Consider the following 14,178-nt stretch of genomic DNA (forward strand, 5'->3'; position numbering starts at 1 on the left):
CGCGGCGGGGTCCCCTCACGCCGCGGCGCGCCCCTTGCCCCAGTACCCCGAGAACGTCACGAGCTCCTTCGGCACGCCGCGTTCCTTCACGAGGTGCCGCCGCGCGCCCGCGGCGAGCGCCTGTTCCCCCACCGCGAAGGCGTAGGGCACGCCCGTGAACGCGAGTTCACGGAGAGCCGGCAGGGCGGCCGCTCCGGGGTCGCCATCGCGCGTCAGCCAGTGCACCGTCATCCCCGCGGGGGCGTCGACCTCTTGCCGGTCGCGCTCGTCGAAGAGCTCGATGATCGCGTGCCCCGTGGCGTCTCTCGGCATGTCGCGCAGGATCCCGAGAGCGGCGGGGAGGGCGCTCTCGTCGGCGACGATGAGGTTCGAGTCGGCGGGCTTTCCGAGCCAGCCGCACCCCTGGTCGATGAAGGCGACCCGGTCGCCGGGCTCGGCGCGAGCGGCCCACGGGCCCGCGACGCCGTCGGTTCCGTGTGCGACGAAGTCGATGTCGAGTTCGTCGCCGCGGAAGTCGCGCACCGTGTAGTTGCGCACCACGGGGCGCTTGCCCTTCGGGATCCGCAGGTACGTCAGGTATCCACCGACGCCGAAGGTGTGGGGCATGCGCGCCAGGTCGGCGTCGGCGGTGACGGGCAGCGCGAGGCGGAACCACTGGTCGAAGCCGCGGAACTCGAAGCGCCTCAGGTCCTCTCCCCCGAGCGTGACGCGCACCATGTTCGGCGTGACGCGCTCACGGCGCGTCACCTCGGCGTGCACGAGCCCGGATCCCGCGTGGGTGACGGCGATGTTCGACATGTTTCCCTCTTCGAAGTAAGGCTAGCCTAAGAAGAGGGCTTCGCCCTACCCTGACGATATGGATCACGTCACATCCGACGACGGAACGTCGATTGCCTTCGACACGATCGGCGAGGGCACGCCGGTGGTCATCGTCGGCGGAGCCTTGTCGACCGCTGCCGCCGCACGACCCCTCGCGCTCGCGCTGGCGGACGTCGGCCTCCAGGGCGTCGTGATGGATCGCCGTGCGCGCGGCGAGAGCGCCGACGCGGCCGCCTACACGCCCGAGCGGGAGGCGGAGGACGTCGCGGCCGTGGTCGGCGCCACCGGCGCCGCCGCCGTTCTCGGGCATTCCTCGGGAGCGGTTCTGGCCCTGTTCGCGGCCGCGCGCGGCGTCACCGCCCAGCTGTTCCTCTCCGAGCCCCCGTTCCTCTTCGGTGAGGGCCTTCCGGATCCGCACCTGCCCGAGCGGCTTCAGAGCCTCGTCGACGACGAGCGCGGCGGCGACGCCGTCGTGACGTTCCAGCGCGAGGCGGTGGGGCTTCCCGAGCCCGTCATCGAGCAGATCCGCACCAGCCCGGCGTTCGCCTCGCTCGTGCCGCTCGCGCAATCGGTCGTGTACGACGCGGCGCTCACGCGGGCCCTCTCGACGCCGACGCCCGCGATGCTCGACGTGCCCGCGACGATCCTGCGCGGAGAGCCCACCTTCCCCGCCCTCGTCCGCGCGTGCGAATTGCTGCACGCGGCGATGCGCGAGTCGGAGCTCGTCATCGTTCCCGAGTCGCGCGACCACGGCATGGATCCGGCGGGCACGGCTCGCGAACTGCGCGCGCGGATCCGCTGATCAGCCGAGCGCGCGGGCGACCGCGTCGCCGATCCAGTCGGCGAGCAGGTCGTCGTCCGGATCCGTCAGCGCCGCGAATGGCACCGAGCGCCCGCTCGCGAGCGCGAGGCGATGGGCGCCCTGCTGCAGGGCGAGCTCGAGCGCCTCGCCTCCGCCCATCGGGAAGAACACCTCGTCGCCCGAGACGCCGACGGCCATCTTGCCGTTCACCATGAACGCGAGCGAGCCCATCATGCGCTTCTCGTCGACGTCACCCATGACCTCCATGATCGCGCGCACGCGATCGGCAATCTCGGGATTGTAGGCCATGCCCCCATTATCCGCGTTCCGGTCGCGCAATCTGTGCTTCCTCGCGCCGGGGAACAGCAGATTGGGCGACCGGAACCGAGTGGCCGCCAGGTAGGAGGCGGCGACCGGAACAGCGACGGGCGAGGTTACTCCCCCGCCGAGCCGGCGTCGGTCGTCGAGACGTCGGCGCGGGCGAAGCGCAGGTGCGAGCGGCTCGCGGTCGGGCCGCGCTGGCCCTGATAGCGGTTGCCGTACGCGCCGTAAGTCTTCTCGGCCGCCGACGAGAGGCGGAAGAAGCAGAGCTGGCCGATCTTCATGCCCGGCCACAGCTTGATCGGCAGGGTCGCCATGTTCGACAGCTCGAGCGTCACGTGACCCGAGAATCCGGGATCGATGAAGCCCGCCGTCGAGTGCGTCAGCAGGCCCAGGCGGCCGAGCGATGACTTGCCCTCGAGGCGCGCGGCGACGTCGTCGGGCAGCGTGACCTTCTCGAACGTGCTCGCGAGCACGAACTCGCCGGGGTGCAGCACGAACGCCTCGTCGGGCTCGACCTCGATGAGATGCGTCAGATCGGGCTGATCCTCCGCCGGGTCGATGAACGGGTACTTGTGGTTGCTGAACAACCGGAAGTAGCGGTCGATGCGAACGTCGACGCTCGACGGCTGCACCATCGCGCGATCAAGCGGATCCAGACCGATCCGTTCGGCATCGAGCTCGGCATGAATATCGCGGTCGGAGAGCAGCACGTAATGATTCTACGGGCGCCACTCCGAAAGCACCGCACGGTTGACTTCCGCCTGCGGGTTCGCAATCCTGGCTACGCACTGACGAGAACGAAAGGAAATACGATGACTACCCAGACCCATACAAAGAAGAAGTTCACGCAGAAGCTCGCCAGCGTCGCGTTCGCGGCCGCTCTGATCATTGGCGGCAGCGTCGCCACGAGTTCCGCCGCTCACGCGGCCCCGACCACCTCTGCCAACGGAAACACGGCAATCGGCGGCTACACTGCCTCCGACAAGTTCTGGGGCACCGGAGCGACGCCGTACTTTACGGTCTGTTCTAAGGCTGTCTCCGCCAAGAAGGCACACGTGATCAAGAGCGGCGGCACTAACGTGAAGTCGTCGTGTGCCCGGGGCGTCGGCGCAAATGATCGCAACCTCTGGTACGGCGTCGTCACCTGGCACCAATCGTAAAAAGTCTCTGGCGGATCCCGCGAGTCGTCCGCGCTTGCCGGACACGATGACGCCGCGGATTCCCGGGGATTTCCCGAGGATCCGCGGCGTCGTCTCTCGTTAGGCGTCCGAGCGCGCGCGGCGCCGGATCACCAGGATCCCCGCGCCCGCAACGAGCGCCGCGAGCGCGATCGCGGCCGGCACGGGCGTGGATCCACCGGTCGGGTTCAACCCGTCCTGCTCTTCGGCGCCGTCGCCCGGATCCGCGTTGGATCCGGCATCGGTGTCGCCCTGCGAGCCGTCCTCGGAGTCCGCACCGTCGTCGGAGCCACCATCGGTATCGCCCTGCGAGCCGTCCTCGGAGTCCGCACCGTCGTCGGAGCCACCATCGGTATCGCCCTCGGAACCGCCCTGCGAACCGTCCTCCGAATCAGCGCCGTTGTCGGAGCCGCCATCGGTGTCACCCTCGGACCCGCCCTGCGAGCCATCCTCGGAGTCCGCACCATCGTCGGATCCGGCGCCGTCGTCGGAGCCGTCCTCCGAATTGCCGCCACCGTCGGAACCGGCACCGTCATCGGAACCACCATCGGTGTCACCCTCGGAACCCTGCGATCCGCCGTCAGAGCCACCCTGCGATCCATCATCCGAGTCCCCCTGAGCTCCATCGTCAGAGTCACCAGACCCACCGTCATCCGGCGCATCCTCCACGAGCACGGCAACGGTCCGCGCGGGCACGCTCACCGTCCCCGTCGAGGCGTCGTAGCTCGTCGAGCGCACGACGTCATCCGCGCCGTCCTGCTGCGCCTGGGTCAGGCGGAACTCGCGCCCCTCGAGGCCGGCGACCTGCTCGGTGATGGCGTCGGGGCTGGCGTTGAAGACGACGAGCGCGCCGTCGAACTCCTCCGAGAACGACTCGCCCTGCTGGTCGTCGATGAGCATCGCGATCACGCCGGGCGCCTCGTCCGGCCCGCTGTTCGGGAACGACACCTTCTCGGTAATGAGGTCCGCGCTGCCGAGCCGCAGCAGGTCGACCTCGTTACGGATCCGCAAGAGATCCATGGCCGACGATTCGGCGGTCGCGATCGCGTCGGCGTCGGGCTTCAGGGCCGGATCCGCGAGGAGCGGGCCCATGATGCCCCACTTCTCGCTGTTGTCCGCGGCCGGCGGCAGGCCGGATCCGAAGGTCGAATCCTGACCTGACCAGTCGATGCGGTTGAACCAGTCGCCCGAATCGTAGCTGTTGCGGTCGAGCGACTTCGAGCGCAGCAGCTCGGTGCCGGCGTGCCAGAACGGCACACCCTGCGACAGCGTCACGGTCGCCTGCGAGAGCGTGTTCATGCGCACGCGGTCGTCCATCGACGTGTCGACGGGCAGCTTCAGCACGCCGATGTCGTAGAGCGTCTCGTTGTCGTGAGCGTCGACGTAGTTGATGACCTCGTCGGGCTCGTCGGCGTATCCCGCGGGGGCGCCGCGGTAGTCGATGTCTTCGCCGCGCGTCATCTCGCCGTCGGAGGTGACGAACGTGTAGTCGCGCAGGTTGCCGACGAGGCCCAGCCGCACAAGGTCACTCTGGTGCGCGAGGTCGGCGAGTGCCTCCTCGTCGGTGCCGTTCGACGGATCCCCGTTCGGATCCGTGCCGAGCCCGGTTCCGAAACCCTGCACCCGCGTCGACGACGAGTCGACGGGGCTGCCGCCGTGCACGGCGTCGCGCAGGCGGTCGTTGAAGGTCGCGATGCCCGTGCCGCCGAGCTGGCCCTGCGTGGCCTGCTCGAAGAGCGCGTTATCGGCGACCTCGCCGAAGTTCCAGCCCTCGCCGTAGAGGAAGACGCCGGATCCGTCGACGCCGTCGTCTTCGAGCGTCAGCTCGTCGAGCGCGGCGCGCACATCGAGCAGGTTCTCGCGCGAGTGATGGCCCATCAGGTCGAAGCGGAACCCGTCGACGTGGTACTCCTTCGCCCACCAGACGACCGCGTCGACCATGAGCTTGCCCGCAAGGGCGTGCTCGGTCGCGACGTTATCGCAGCAGGTTGAGGTCTCGACGGCGCCCTTCGCGTCGAGGCGGTGGTAGTAGCCGGGCACGACCTTGTCGAGCACGCTGCGCTCGGCCTGGCCCGATGCCGCGGTGTGGTTGTACACCTGATCGAGGATCACCTCGAGGCCGGTGTCGTGCAGCGCACCCACCATCGTGCGGAACTCCGAGACGCGGGATCCGCCCTCGGGATCCGTCGCATACGAGCCCTCCGGAGCGAAGAAGTGGAACGGGTCGTAGCCCCAGTTGAAGCCGTCGCCCGCCGCGATCTCGGCGACGCAGGCCTGCTGCTCGTCGGAATCGGGGGCCATCTGCTCGAGGTCGCACTCGGTGCGGGCCTGCGCTTCGCGGTCCTCCTCGATCGTTGCGATGTCGAATGATGGCAGCAGGTGCACGCTGGTGATGCCCGCGTCGGCGAGCTCGCTCAGCTGGCGGGTGCCGTCGCTGTCCTCGGCGAAGGCGAGGTAGGTTCCCCGCTCGGCCTCGGGCACGGTCTCGTCCGAGATCGAGAAGTCGCGAATGTGGAGCTCGTAGATGGCACGGTCAACCGACCGCTCCACCTCGGGCGCCTCCGCCTCGCGCCACAGCTCGGGCCGCAGCGACGCGTCGGCGAGGTCGACGACGACCGATCGCTCGGAGTTCGTCGTCAGCGCGGCGGCATACGGATCCGTCACGAGGTTCGTCTCGATCTTGCCGGTGTCGTGCGCGTAGACGCGCACCTCCCACAGGTACTCGTCGCCCACGGCGACGCCGCCGGGGGTTTCGACCGCCCACGCGCCGGAGGCGTCATCTCGCACGGCCTCGTGACGGGCCGGATCCGCAGCGCCCTCGCCCCACGTGAGCAGGGTGACGCTCTGCGCCGTCGGCGCCCACAGCCGGAACGTCGGCTGCTCATCGTCGAACGTCAGGCCGAGCTCGGCGCCGGATGCCGCGTCGGCGTAGAGGTCGTCGAGCACGCCCGGCAGCTGCACGCCCGTGAGGGCGACGAGCGTGCCGTCCGCGTCGTACTCCGCAACGGCGAGCTGGCCGCGCAGGAGGTCGGCGACGCCGTCCCCCGCCTCGATCCGCAGGGCGGTGGATCCGCCGAGCGCGGGGAACCGCGCGAGCTGCGCATCGGTCAGCCCGCCGTCGACGAGCGTCAGCTCCGTCGCGGATCCGCCCGATACGGCGCCCTCGTCGAGAGCGATCTGCGCGTCGTCGCTCGCGAGGAGCTCCCACCGCGCGCCCTCGTCGTCGGTTCCGAAGCCGGCGGGCCAGGCGATCGTCTGTTCATCGATCCAGTGCGCCCGCAGCTCGCCGAAGCCCGCGACAGCGGGACCCTCGGCGGCGATCTCGAGCGTGTGCGTCTCCAGTGTGTAGCGGAACGCGACGGGCTCGCCATCGGCCACCGAGAAGGCGTAGTTCGCGCCGTCGAGCGCGCCATCCACGCCGTAGTTTTCGGTCCAGCTCAGCCCGTGGGCGACCTTCCCCTCGTAGCTTCCGGCGGGGATCCGGTCGGTCGTGAACTCGTACACGCCGTCGTGGTCGCCGTCATGCATGAGCGTCGCGAGGCAGGCGGGATCCCAGTCGCCGCCGCAGCCCAGCGCCTGCTGGAAACTGCCGGGGATCGTGATGATCGGCCCGTCGGCGCTCGACTGCACGACGTGGCTGCGCGGGTCGAAGTAGAACGTGATGGGGCCGCCGTCGTGCGAGTAGGTGACGTTCGGGCCGTCCTTTTCGCCGTTCGCGCCGTAGTTCACGGCCCAGGCGCCGTCGATCGCGGCCTTGTACTCATAGGTGCCCGCGGGGAGGTCGAAGGTGCCCTCGTAGATTCCGTCGGGGCGCAGCGTGAGCATGGCGGCCTCGCAGGCCGGATCCCAATCGCTCACACACCCCATCTCGGTGTTGTGATCTCCCGCGATCGAGACCGAGCCGATCTCCTCCTCGCCACCGTCCGGCGCCTCATCGAGGTTCACGGCGTTGCCGACTGACGCGTACGTCGACGCGCCGGTGACGGCTCCGTCGGCCGTCTTCGCGGCCGCGCGGTACTCGATGAGGGTGCCCGCGGGAAGGTCGCGAACGTCGTGGAAGACGCGCGGCGTGGCGTCCTCGGCGACGCCGAGCGGGGTCCACTCGTCCGAGCCGACGACGCGCCAGGCGAAGCTCGTCTCGGCCCACGCGGTCGCGCCGAGGTCGGCCGAGATCGGGGCGAGGCCCTCGAGCGCGGCGCCGGCCGCGGGAGTCGCGACCTGCAGGTCGAGCGTCGCCGACGCGACGGTGGCGTCGGCGCGGTAGACGACGGCGCCGAGCGCGGGCACCGTGACGGTCACGGATCCGTCGGTCGCCGATTCGAGGGCGGCATCCGTGCCGTAGAGCGGCGCGTAGCCGGCGCCGGGCGTCAGAGCCGTGAACGTCACGGTCTGCTCGGAGGCGCTGTTGTTCACCGCGACGAGGTGCTCGATCTTCTCGTCGCGATCGACGCGCGAGAAGGCATAAACGCCCGCGCCGTTTTCGGCGTAGAGCTCGATCTGCGCGCCGTCGGTGAGCGCGGCGCTGCTCGAGCGCAGGTCGGCGAGCGCCGAGATGTGCTCGTAGAGCGGCGCGGTCTCGTCGAATCGGTCGACGGATCCGGCATTCTCGCCCGTGAGGAGCGGCTGGTTGGCGTATTCGTCGACCTCGGTCGCGAACATGTCCTGGCGCGCGTCCTTGTCACCGCCGGTTCCGGCAAAGCCCTGCTCGTCGCCGTAGTAGACGACGGGCTGGCCGCGCGTGAGGTACATCAGGTCGTGGGCGAGCTCGGTGCGCTCGAGGCTGTCGTCGGCGTTCAGAAGGAACGAGCCGACGCGGCCCATGTCGTGGTTGCCGAGGAAGGTCGGCAGCGCCTGCGCCGAGGCCGTCGGGGTCGTGTAGTAGTCGTCGCCGGCGAACAGTGCCGACAGACCGCGCGCGGAGTTGCCGCCCGCGTAGCTCACGGCCGAGCTCTGGAACGTGAAGTCGAGCACCGAACTCATGTCGGTGTCGCGCACGTACGGCGAGAGCTTGACCGGGTCGGCGTCGTACACCTCGCCGAACATGAAGAAGTCGTCTTTGCCCTGCGACTTGGCGTAGTCGGAGACCTCGGTCGTCCACTGCTCCCAGAACTCGAAGTTCACGTGTTTGACGGTGTCGATGCGGAAGCCGTCGATGCCGAAGTCGACCCAGTCTTTGTACACGTCGACGAAGCCGTCGACGACCGTTGGGTGCTCGGTCATGAGATCGTCGAGGCCCGAGAAGTCGCCATAAGTGACCGATTCTCCGGTCCACGTGCTGTCGCCGCGGTTGTGATAGAGCGTCGGGTCGTTCAGCCACCCGGGCGTCTTGGCGTTCTCGTCGGTGACGACGGGCGTGTACGGAAATGACGTCGAAGCGTCGAGCGCCGGGAAGGTGCCGGTGCCGGCGTAGTTTGCGGGGTCGAACGCGTTGCCGTCCGCGTCGAGATACGGCGACGTCGCCTGGTCGACGTAGCCGTACTCACCCTCGGCGTAGTCGATGATGTCGGCCGTGTGGTTGGCGATGATGTCGAAGTACACCTTGATGCCGCGGGCGTGCGCCTCGTCGATGAGGGCGCCGAGTTCTTCGTTCGTGCCGAGGTGCGGGTCGATGCGGGTGAAGTCGGTCACCCAGTAGCCGTGGTACCCCGCGCTCGCGTCATCGCCGGCGCCCTGTACCGGCCGGTTGGCGAAGCTCGGCGTCAGCCAGAGGGCCGTCGTGCCGAGGCCATCGATGTAGTCGAGGTTCTCTCGCAGGCCCGCGATGTCGCCGCCGTGATAGAAGCCCTTGTCGCTCGGATCGAAGCCGTGATCGAGCCGGTCGCCCTCGATCCCCGCGGTGTCGTTGGTCGTGTCACCGTTCGCGAAGCGGTCGGTCATCACGAAATAGAAGGTCTCGTCGGATCCCGGCTCGCGCGCCGGATCCGCGACGAGCGCCGCGTCGGCGGATCCGTCGTCGAGGCTCAGCACCTCGACGCCCGCGCGGTGGGTCTCGTCGTTGTAGACGAAGCGCAGCTGCGCGGGGCCCGCGATCCGCAGCGGGATGTTCTCGGCGCCGCCGTCGAGGCCGTACGCCTCGTCCCAGCCGCCGTCGACCGCGATCTTGTACTCGTAGTCGCCCGCCGGCACCTCGAACTCCGCCGCGTAGACGTTCGCCTCGTCCGTCAGGGCGAGGGCCGTCGCCTCGCAATCGGGTGCCCAATCGGATCCGCACCCCAGCTCGTCTTGCAGGCTGCCGGTGACCACGAAGGTGCGATCAGCGGCCGCCGCGGGTTGCTGCGGGACGAGCGCCGGCGCGCCCACGACGGCGATCGCGGTGAGGGCCGCGAAGGCCGTGCGTGCGGTGCGGGCGGATCCGTCGCGGCGCGCGGGCGTGCGAGGTTCAGATGACATCGTCGTCACGTCTTCTCCAGGAAGCTGTGGGCCGGGGCCCTCGGGTGAGTGTCGCCACAGTAACAGCGTTGCTCGGAAAGATGCAAACGTTTCCATTTTCCATCGGCAATTCACCTCCGCGGCACGGCGGCACGCAGGGTCCGAGAACGTTGATAATTCCGGCGACATGGAGGCACGAGCATCGAGCCGTCGACCTTCTCGCACCACGCAAGGCGTCACGTTAATGGAAACGCTTCCAGTCGCGTGGTGGGCAGATCGCTCGCGTCGCGAACTCGCCGAGGTGCGACAGCATCCGCCTCCATGAGAGCCCGGACTCGTCGCGCCGACGCACGTCTCATTCAAGACGGTGGTAACCGGTAAGTTTGGTCATCGCGCAGGCAACCGCTACGCTGGGATCACCCCGTTCGACCGCGAAATCACGCGTCAGAACGATCACGGGGCTGTAGTTCAATGGTAGAACTTCTGCTTCCCAAGCAGACAGCGCGGGTTCGATTCCCGTCAGCCCCTCCGACCCGATAGCGTGGAACCTCCGACGGAGAGGGTGTCCATGCTCGCTACGAAGATTGCCGCTGGCGCGGGTGTCGCGCTGTTCGTCATCGCCGGTGCCGCCGGGTGCGCGGCCGATGCCGGGGAGGCGCCCGCGTCGCTCACGATCGACGACACCGCCGGCGTGCTGAACGCCGAGAAGTTGAACGACGTTCTCGGCGGGCTCGAGTTCCGAGAGCCGACCGACGTGGCGATCTATACCCGCCTCGGTGAGTACAGCGACAACATCAACCGCGAGACGCTCAACTACGCCCGCGAGGTGCACCCCGAGTGGATCTCGGACGACCCGAACGATTACGGCGACTACTGGTCCGACGGGCTGTTCATCATCACCCTGTCCGTGGAGGACGACGGGCACGGCCAGATCGGCACCTACTTCGGCGAGGACCGGGCCGTGAGCGAGGGACGCATGGAGAAGATGCACGCCGCGGGCACCGACAACTTCCGGCAAGCGCGCTGGACCGACGGCGTCATCGACGTCGCCGAGAGCGGCGCCGAGCTGATCGGGGCGCCGCCCGTCTCCCCCGGCGGCTGGGCCGCGATCGGCGTGGGCGGCGTCGCCGTCGTCGGTGCCACCACCGGGATCACGCTGTCGGTGCGCAGGAGCCGCCGCGAGGCGTTCGCGACCGCGCTCGACACCGGATCCGAGCATCTCACGCAGGTAGCGATGGACCTCGAGGAGACCGAGATCGCGGCGACAACGTTCCCCGCCGGGTCGCGCTACGCCGCCGAACTCGAGAAGAAGTTCGGCGAGTTCCTCGACCTTTACCGCGCATCCGACGCCGAACGCGACGCGCTCCGCGGCCTCGACGCGAAGGAACGCTCGCGCAGCGCGAACGTCGACCGGGCGAAGAAGTTCGAGAAGAATGCCCGCAAGCTCGACGCGATCGACGACGCGATCGGGGCGGCCTCCGCACTCTACCGCCGCTCCCCCGCCTGGCAGGACGCATGGGCGGCGCAGACGAAGCCCCTCCTCGACGACCTCGACGCGCTCCCGGCTCTCGCTGAGGACAGCCCGAGCGAACTCGCCGCGCCGGCCGCGGCGCTCGTCTCCTACGGCGAGCAGACGAAGACCACGGTTGAACGCCTCGGCTCCGATCTCGCAACCGAGGCGCTCACGGTCGACGACGCGCTCGACCGGCTCCGCGAGATCCGCACCGAACTGACGAACAGGCTCGAGGCCTTCTCGGAGGCACAGATCGCGGCGTTCGCGAAGGACTCGAGCGAGGCCGAGGAGATGCGCTCCGAGATCCAGAAGGCCCGCCGCGGATCGGCGCGCGCCGGCGGCTCGATCCTCGATCTCGCCTACGGTTACAGCTACTTCTGGCACGTCGCCGACTATCACGCCGGCTACCGCGCGGGAACGCAGTCCGTCGAGAGCTCGCGCGCATCCGCCAGCAGCAGCGGCATCTCCTCGGGATACGGCGGGGGCACGAGCTTCTCCGGATCCGGAGGATCCAGCCGCTTCTGAACCGCGTTCACGGCGCACCCGCGCGGCGCGGATAGGTGACGTTCCCGCATCGCGCAAGGGCTGGCCGCACCCGGATGCTTCCCGATATGGTCGAGCCATGCATCTCGAGCGGCTCCTCCTCATCCGCCACGGCGAGAGCGTCGGCAACCAAGCGGCGAGCACCGCCGAGGACACGGGCGCGCACCTGATCGGCCTGCAGAACCGCGACGCAGACACCCCGCTGTCGACGCTCGGTGAGGCGCAGGCCGACGCGCTCGGTGCGGCGCTGCATGCCGAGGGCATTGACGGGCGGACGCCCGTCTGGTCGTCGCCCTATACCCGCGCCGCCGACACCGCGCTGCGCGCGTTCGCGGCGGCCGGTTCCCCGGCGGTCCCGGTGCTCGACGAACGCCTACGCGACCGCGAGCTCGGGATCCTCGACCGCCTGAGCTCGCACGGCGTCGTCGCTCGCTTCCCCGAAGAGGCGGCGCGCCGCGCACGCCTCGGAAAGCTCTACTACCGTCCGCCCGGCGGCGAATCGTGGGCCGATGTCGCGCTACGGCTGCGGTCCTTCCTCTCAGAGCTGCACGACCTGCGCCACCGCACGGCGGTGCTCTTCGCGCACGAGGCGGTCATCTATCTCATCCGCTACGTGCTCGAGGGCTGGGACGAACGGCGCGTGCTCGCCGCGGCACTCGACGAACCCGCACCCAATGCCTCGATCACGGAACTCGTGCGCGACCGCGGCGGATCCTGGAGCCCCGTTCGGGTCGGCGAGGTGTCCCACCTCCTCGACAGCGGCGTGCCGGCGACGATGCACCGCGGGCGCATCGAGCCGAAAGACCTGCCGGACGAGGACGTTCCCGCAGACGACGTGAACGCGGGCGATGTGCGCGCGGGCGACATGCGCGAGGGCGGGAGGGCGGACGATGCCCGCGCGCGCTGACCCGCTGACTCCCCGCACCCTGCGCCGGTGGGGTCTCCCGGATCCGGGAGCGTCGAAGTACGACCGCGGCACGGTGCTCGTCGCCGGCGGGGCGCGCCGCACACCCGGCGCCGCGATCCTCGCGGGCACGGCCGCGCTCCGCGTGGGAGCAGGCCGTCTCATGCTCGCCGTCGCCGAGTCGGTCGCGCCGCACGTCGCCGTCGCCGTCCCCGAGTCCGGCGTCCTCGCGCTCCCCGAGACGCCGTCGGGGCGCATCGCGGGCGGCGCGCACGCCGTGTTCACGCCGGAGCTCGACGATGTAAGCGTGCTGCTGTACGGATCCGGGCTCGACGACGTCGACACCACGCGCGAGACGGTCGAGCGCCTGGCGCAGGCCGCCCCCGATTCACTCACGATCGTGCTCGATGCCTTCGCGCTCGGCGCGATCGCCGGACGGCCCGAACTCGTGACGCCGCTTCGCGGACGCCTGATCCTCACCCCGAATCCCGCGGAGCTCGGTCTGCTCGTCGGCGACGACGACCTCGAACCGGAGCGCGCGAAGGAGTTCCACGAGGCCGCGCTCGATGTCGCCGCCGGGTACGGAGCGGCGGTCGCCACACAGGCGCTCGTGGCGGATCCGGATGGTTCTGCCTGGACGATCGACGCGGGCGGCCCCGGCCTCGGCACCTCCGGCAGCGGAGACGTCCTCGCGGGCGCCGTCGCCGGCTTCGCGGCCCGCGGCCTCTCACCGCTGCGCGCCGCGGCATGGGGCACCTACGTCCACGCCGCGGCGGGCGACGAGCTCGCCATCGTCGGGAACGGCGTCGGCTACCTGGCGGGCGAGCTGGCCGGCCTCTTTCCGGACATCATCGCCCGCACCATGGGGGCGACTCGCGCGAGCGGCGGCGCACGCCAATAGGCTGGCGGAATGCGCACGATCCTTCTCACCGGCTTCGAACCCTTCGGCGGCGACACCGGAAACCCCTCCGGCGATGCGGTACGCGAGGTCGCCCGCCGGTGGCGAGGCCCCGACGAGCTCGTCACGGCCATACTCCCCGTGGAGTTCGACGCGGCGGCCCACGAAATCCGCGCGCGGATCCGCGAGCTGTGCCCCGACGTCGTCATCTCGACGGGCTTGGCGGGCGGGAGGCGGTCAGTCACCCCCGAGCGCGTGGCGATCAACCTCCGGGAGGCACGGATCCCCGACAACGGCGGCGCGCAGCCCGTCGACGAGCCCTGCGTCGCGGGTGGACCGGCGGCCTACTTCTCAACGCTCCCCGTGAGGCGCATCGCGGCCGCCGTCGACGGCGCCGTCTCGTACACCGCCGGCACCTTCGTCTGCAACGACGTCATGTACGCCGTGCTCGACGAAACGCGCGGATCCGAGGCCCGGGCCGGGTTCATCCACGTGCCCTGGTCCGACGAGCTGGCACCGAACGGGCAGCCCTCGCTCCCGGCGCGGGCGATCGCTGACGCCCTCGAGACCGCCGTCCGCGTGGCCGCAGAGGCGAAGACCGACACCGACGGCGCCGCGGGCACGCTCCACTAGGAGGTGTCCCCGGCGTCTATCCGCTCGGGCGGATACGTGCCGTAAACGACGAAAAGGTCACCCAGCATTGGGTGACCTTTTCGTTTTAAGTGAAGTCCGGCGGTGTCCTACTCTCCCACAAGGTCCCCCTTGCAGTACCATCGGCGCTGAGAGGCTTAGCTTCCGGGTTCGGAATGTGACCGGGCGTTTCCCTCT

At 69.7% G+C, this 14,178-nt stretch carries 10 protein-coding genes, 1 tRNA gene and 1 rRNA gene; 7 read left to right on the forward strand and 5 right to left on the reverse strand.

Going from position 1 to position 14,178, the window contains the following annotated elements:
• Positions 1-15 precede the first annotated feature (15 nt).
• Entirely contained in the window at positions 16-798 is a 783-nt protein-coding gene (locus tag IEX05_RS11060; RefSeq protein ID WP_188701820.1) for a siderophore-interacting protein, read from the reverse strand.
• A 58-nt stretch (positions 799-856) separates the two neighbouring features.
• Here IEX05_RS11060 and IEX05_RS11065 point away from each other — a divergent pair, with 58 nt between their 5' ends.
• On the forward strand, positions 857-1,621 hold the full coding sequence (locus IEX05_RS11065) for an alpha/beta fold hydrolase (RefSeq protein ID WP_188701822.1): 765 nt from the start codon (positions 857-859) through the stop codon (positions 1,619-1,621).
• On the opposite strand, the gene IEX05_RS11070 is transcribed toward IEX05_RS11065, so the two are convergent.
• Positions 1,622-1,930: a TfoX/Sxy family protein gene (locus IEX05_RS11070; RefSeq protein WP_188701824.1), complete on the reverse strand. Its 309-nt coding sequence runs from the start codon at positions 1,928-1,930 to the stop codon at positions 1,622-1,624.
• Between the two features lie 125 nt (positions 1,931-2,055).
• Entirely contained in the window at positions 2,056-2,655 is a 600-nt protein-coding gene (gene dcd / locus IEX05_RS11075) for a dCTP deaminase (RefSeq protein WP_188701826.1), read from the reverse strand.
• A 102-nt stretch (positions 2,656-2,757) separates the two neighbouring features.
• On the opposite strand from dcd, the gene IEX05_RS11080 reads away from it, so the two are divergent.
• Positions 2,758-3,105 carry a hypothetical protein gene (locus IEX05_RS11080; protein WP_188701828.1) on the forward strand — a complete coding sequence of 116 codons (348 nt, stop codon included), beginning with the start codon at positions 2,758-2,760 and terminating at the stop codon, positions 3,103-3,105.
• A 99-nt stretch (positions 3,106-3,204) separates the two neighbouring features.
• On the opposite strand, the gene pulA is transcribed toward IEX05_RS11080, so the two are convergent.
• A complete protein-coding gene (gene pulA / locus IEX05_RS11085) occupies positions 3,205-9,513 on the reverse strand; it encodes a pullulanase-type alpha-1,6-glucosidase (protein WP_188701830.1) in 6,309 nt (2,102 codons plus the stop codon).
• A gap of 436 nt (positions 9,514-9,949) precedes the next feature.
• Here pulA and IEX05_RS11090 point away from each other — a divergent pair.
• The 5 genes from IEX05_RS11090 to pcp all read left to right on the forward strand — a co-directional run bounded on the left by IEX05_RS11090 (position 9,950) and on the right by pcp (position 13,983).
• Positions 9,950-10,020, forward strand: a tRNA-Gly gene (locus IEX05_RS11090).
• 40 nt (positions 10,021-10,060) lie between these two features.
• Complete coding sequence (locus IEX05_RS11095) at positions 10,061-11,530, forward strand: DUF5129 domain-containing protein (RefSeq protein ID WP_188701832.1); 1,470 nt, start codon at positions 10,061-10,063, stop codon at positions 11,528-11,530.
• A gap of 97 nt (positions 11,531-11,627) precedes the next feature.
• Positions 11,628-12,455 (forward strand): histidine phosphatase family protein, encoded by an 828-nt coding sequence (locus IEX05_RS11100; protein WP_188701834.1) that lies wholly within the window; start codon positions 11,628-11,630, stop codon positions 12,453-12,455.
• Positions 12,439-13,353, forward strand: a complete 915-nt coding sequence (locus IEX05_RS11105) for an ADP-dependent NAD(P)H-hydrate dehydratase (protein WP_188701836.1) — start codon at positions 12,439-12,441, stop codon at positions 13,351-13,353. Before IEX05_RS11100 ends, IEX05_RS11105 begins: the two co-directional genes overlap by 17 nt.
• A gap of 9 nt (positions 13,354-13,362) precedes the next feature.
• Complete coding sequence (gene pcp, locus IEX05_RS11110) at positions 13,363-13,983, forward strand: pyroglutamyl-peptidase I (protein WP_188701837.1); 621 nt, start codon at positions 13,363-13,365, stop codon at positions 13,981-13,983.
• Positions 13,984-14,077: 94 nt separating this feature from the next.
• Here pcp and rrf read toward each other — a convergent pair.
• Positions 14,078-14,178, reverse strand: a 5S ribosomal RNA gene (gene rrf / locus IEX05_RS11115); the annotation flags it as partial.

It is taken from the genome of Microbacterium nanhaiense (genome assembly GCF_014646015.1).
GTDB lineage: Bacteria > Actinomycetota > Actinomycetes > Actinomycetales > Microbacteriaceae > Microbacterium > Microbacterium nanhaiense.

Coding starts and splice junctions, on each gene's coding strand:
- IEX05_RS11060 (WP_188701820.1), bottom strand. CDS start 798: ATGTCGAACATCGCCGTCACCCACGCGGGATCCGGGCTCGTGCACGCC.
- IEX05_RS11065 (WP_188701822.1), top strand. CDS start 857: ATGGATCACGTCACATCCGACGACGGAACGTCGATTGCCTTCGACACG.
- IEX05_RS11070 (WP_188701824.1), bottom strand. CDS start 1,930: ATGGCCTACAATCCCGAGATTGCCGATCGCGTGCGCGCGATCATGGAG.
- IEX05_RS11080 (WP_188701828.1), top strand. CDS start 2,758: ATGACTACCCAGACCCATACAAAGAAGAAGTTCACGCAGAAGCTCGCC.
- pulA (WP_188701830.1), bottom strand. CDS start 9,513: ATGTCATCTGAACCTCGCACGCCCGCGCGCCGCGACGGATCCGCCCGC.
- IEX05_RS11095 (WP_188701832.1), top strand. CDS start 10,061: ATGCTCGCTACGAAGATTGCCGCTGGCGCGGGTGTCGCGCTGTTCGTC.
- IEX05_RS11100 (WP_188701834.1), top strand. CDS start 11,628: ATGCATCTCGAGCGGCTCCTCCTCATCCGCCACGGCGAGAGCGTCGGC.
- IEX05_RS11105 (WP_188701836.1), top strand. CDS start 12,439: ATGCCCGCGCGCGCTGACCCGCTGACTCCCCGCACCCTGCGCCGGTGG.
- pcp (WP_188701837.1), top strand. CDS start 13,363: ATGCGCACGATCCTTCTCACCGGCTTCGAACCCTTCGGCGGCGACACC.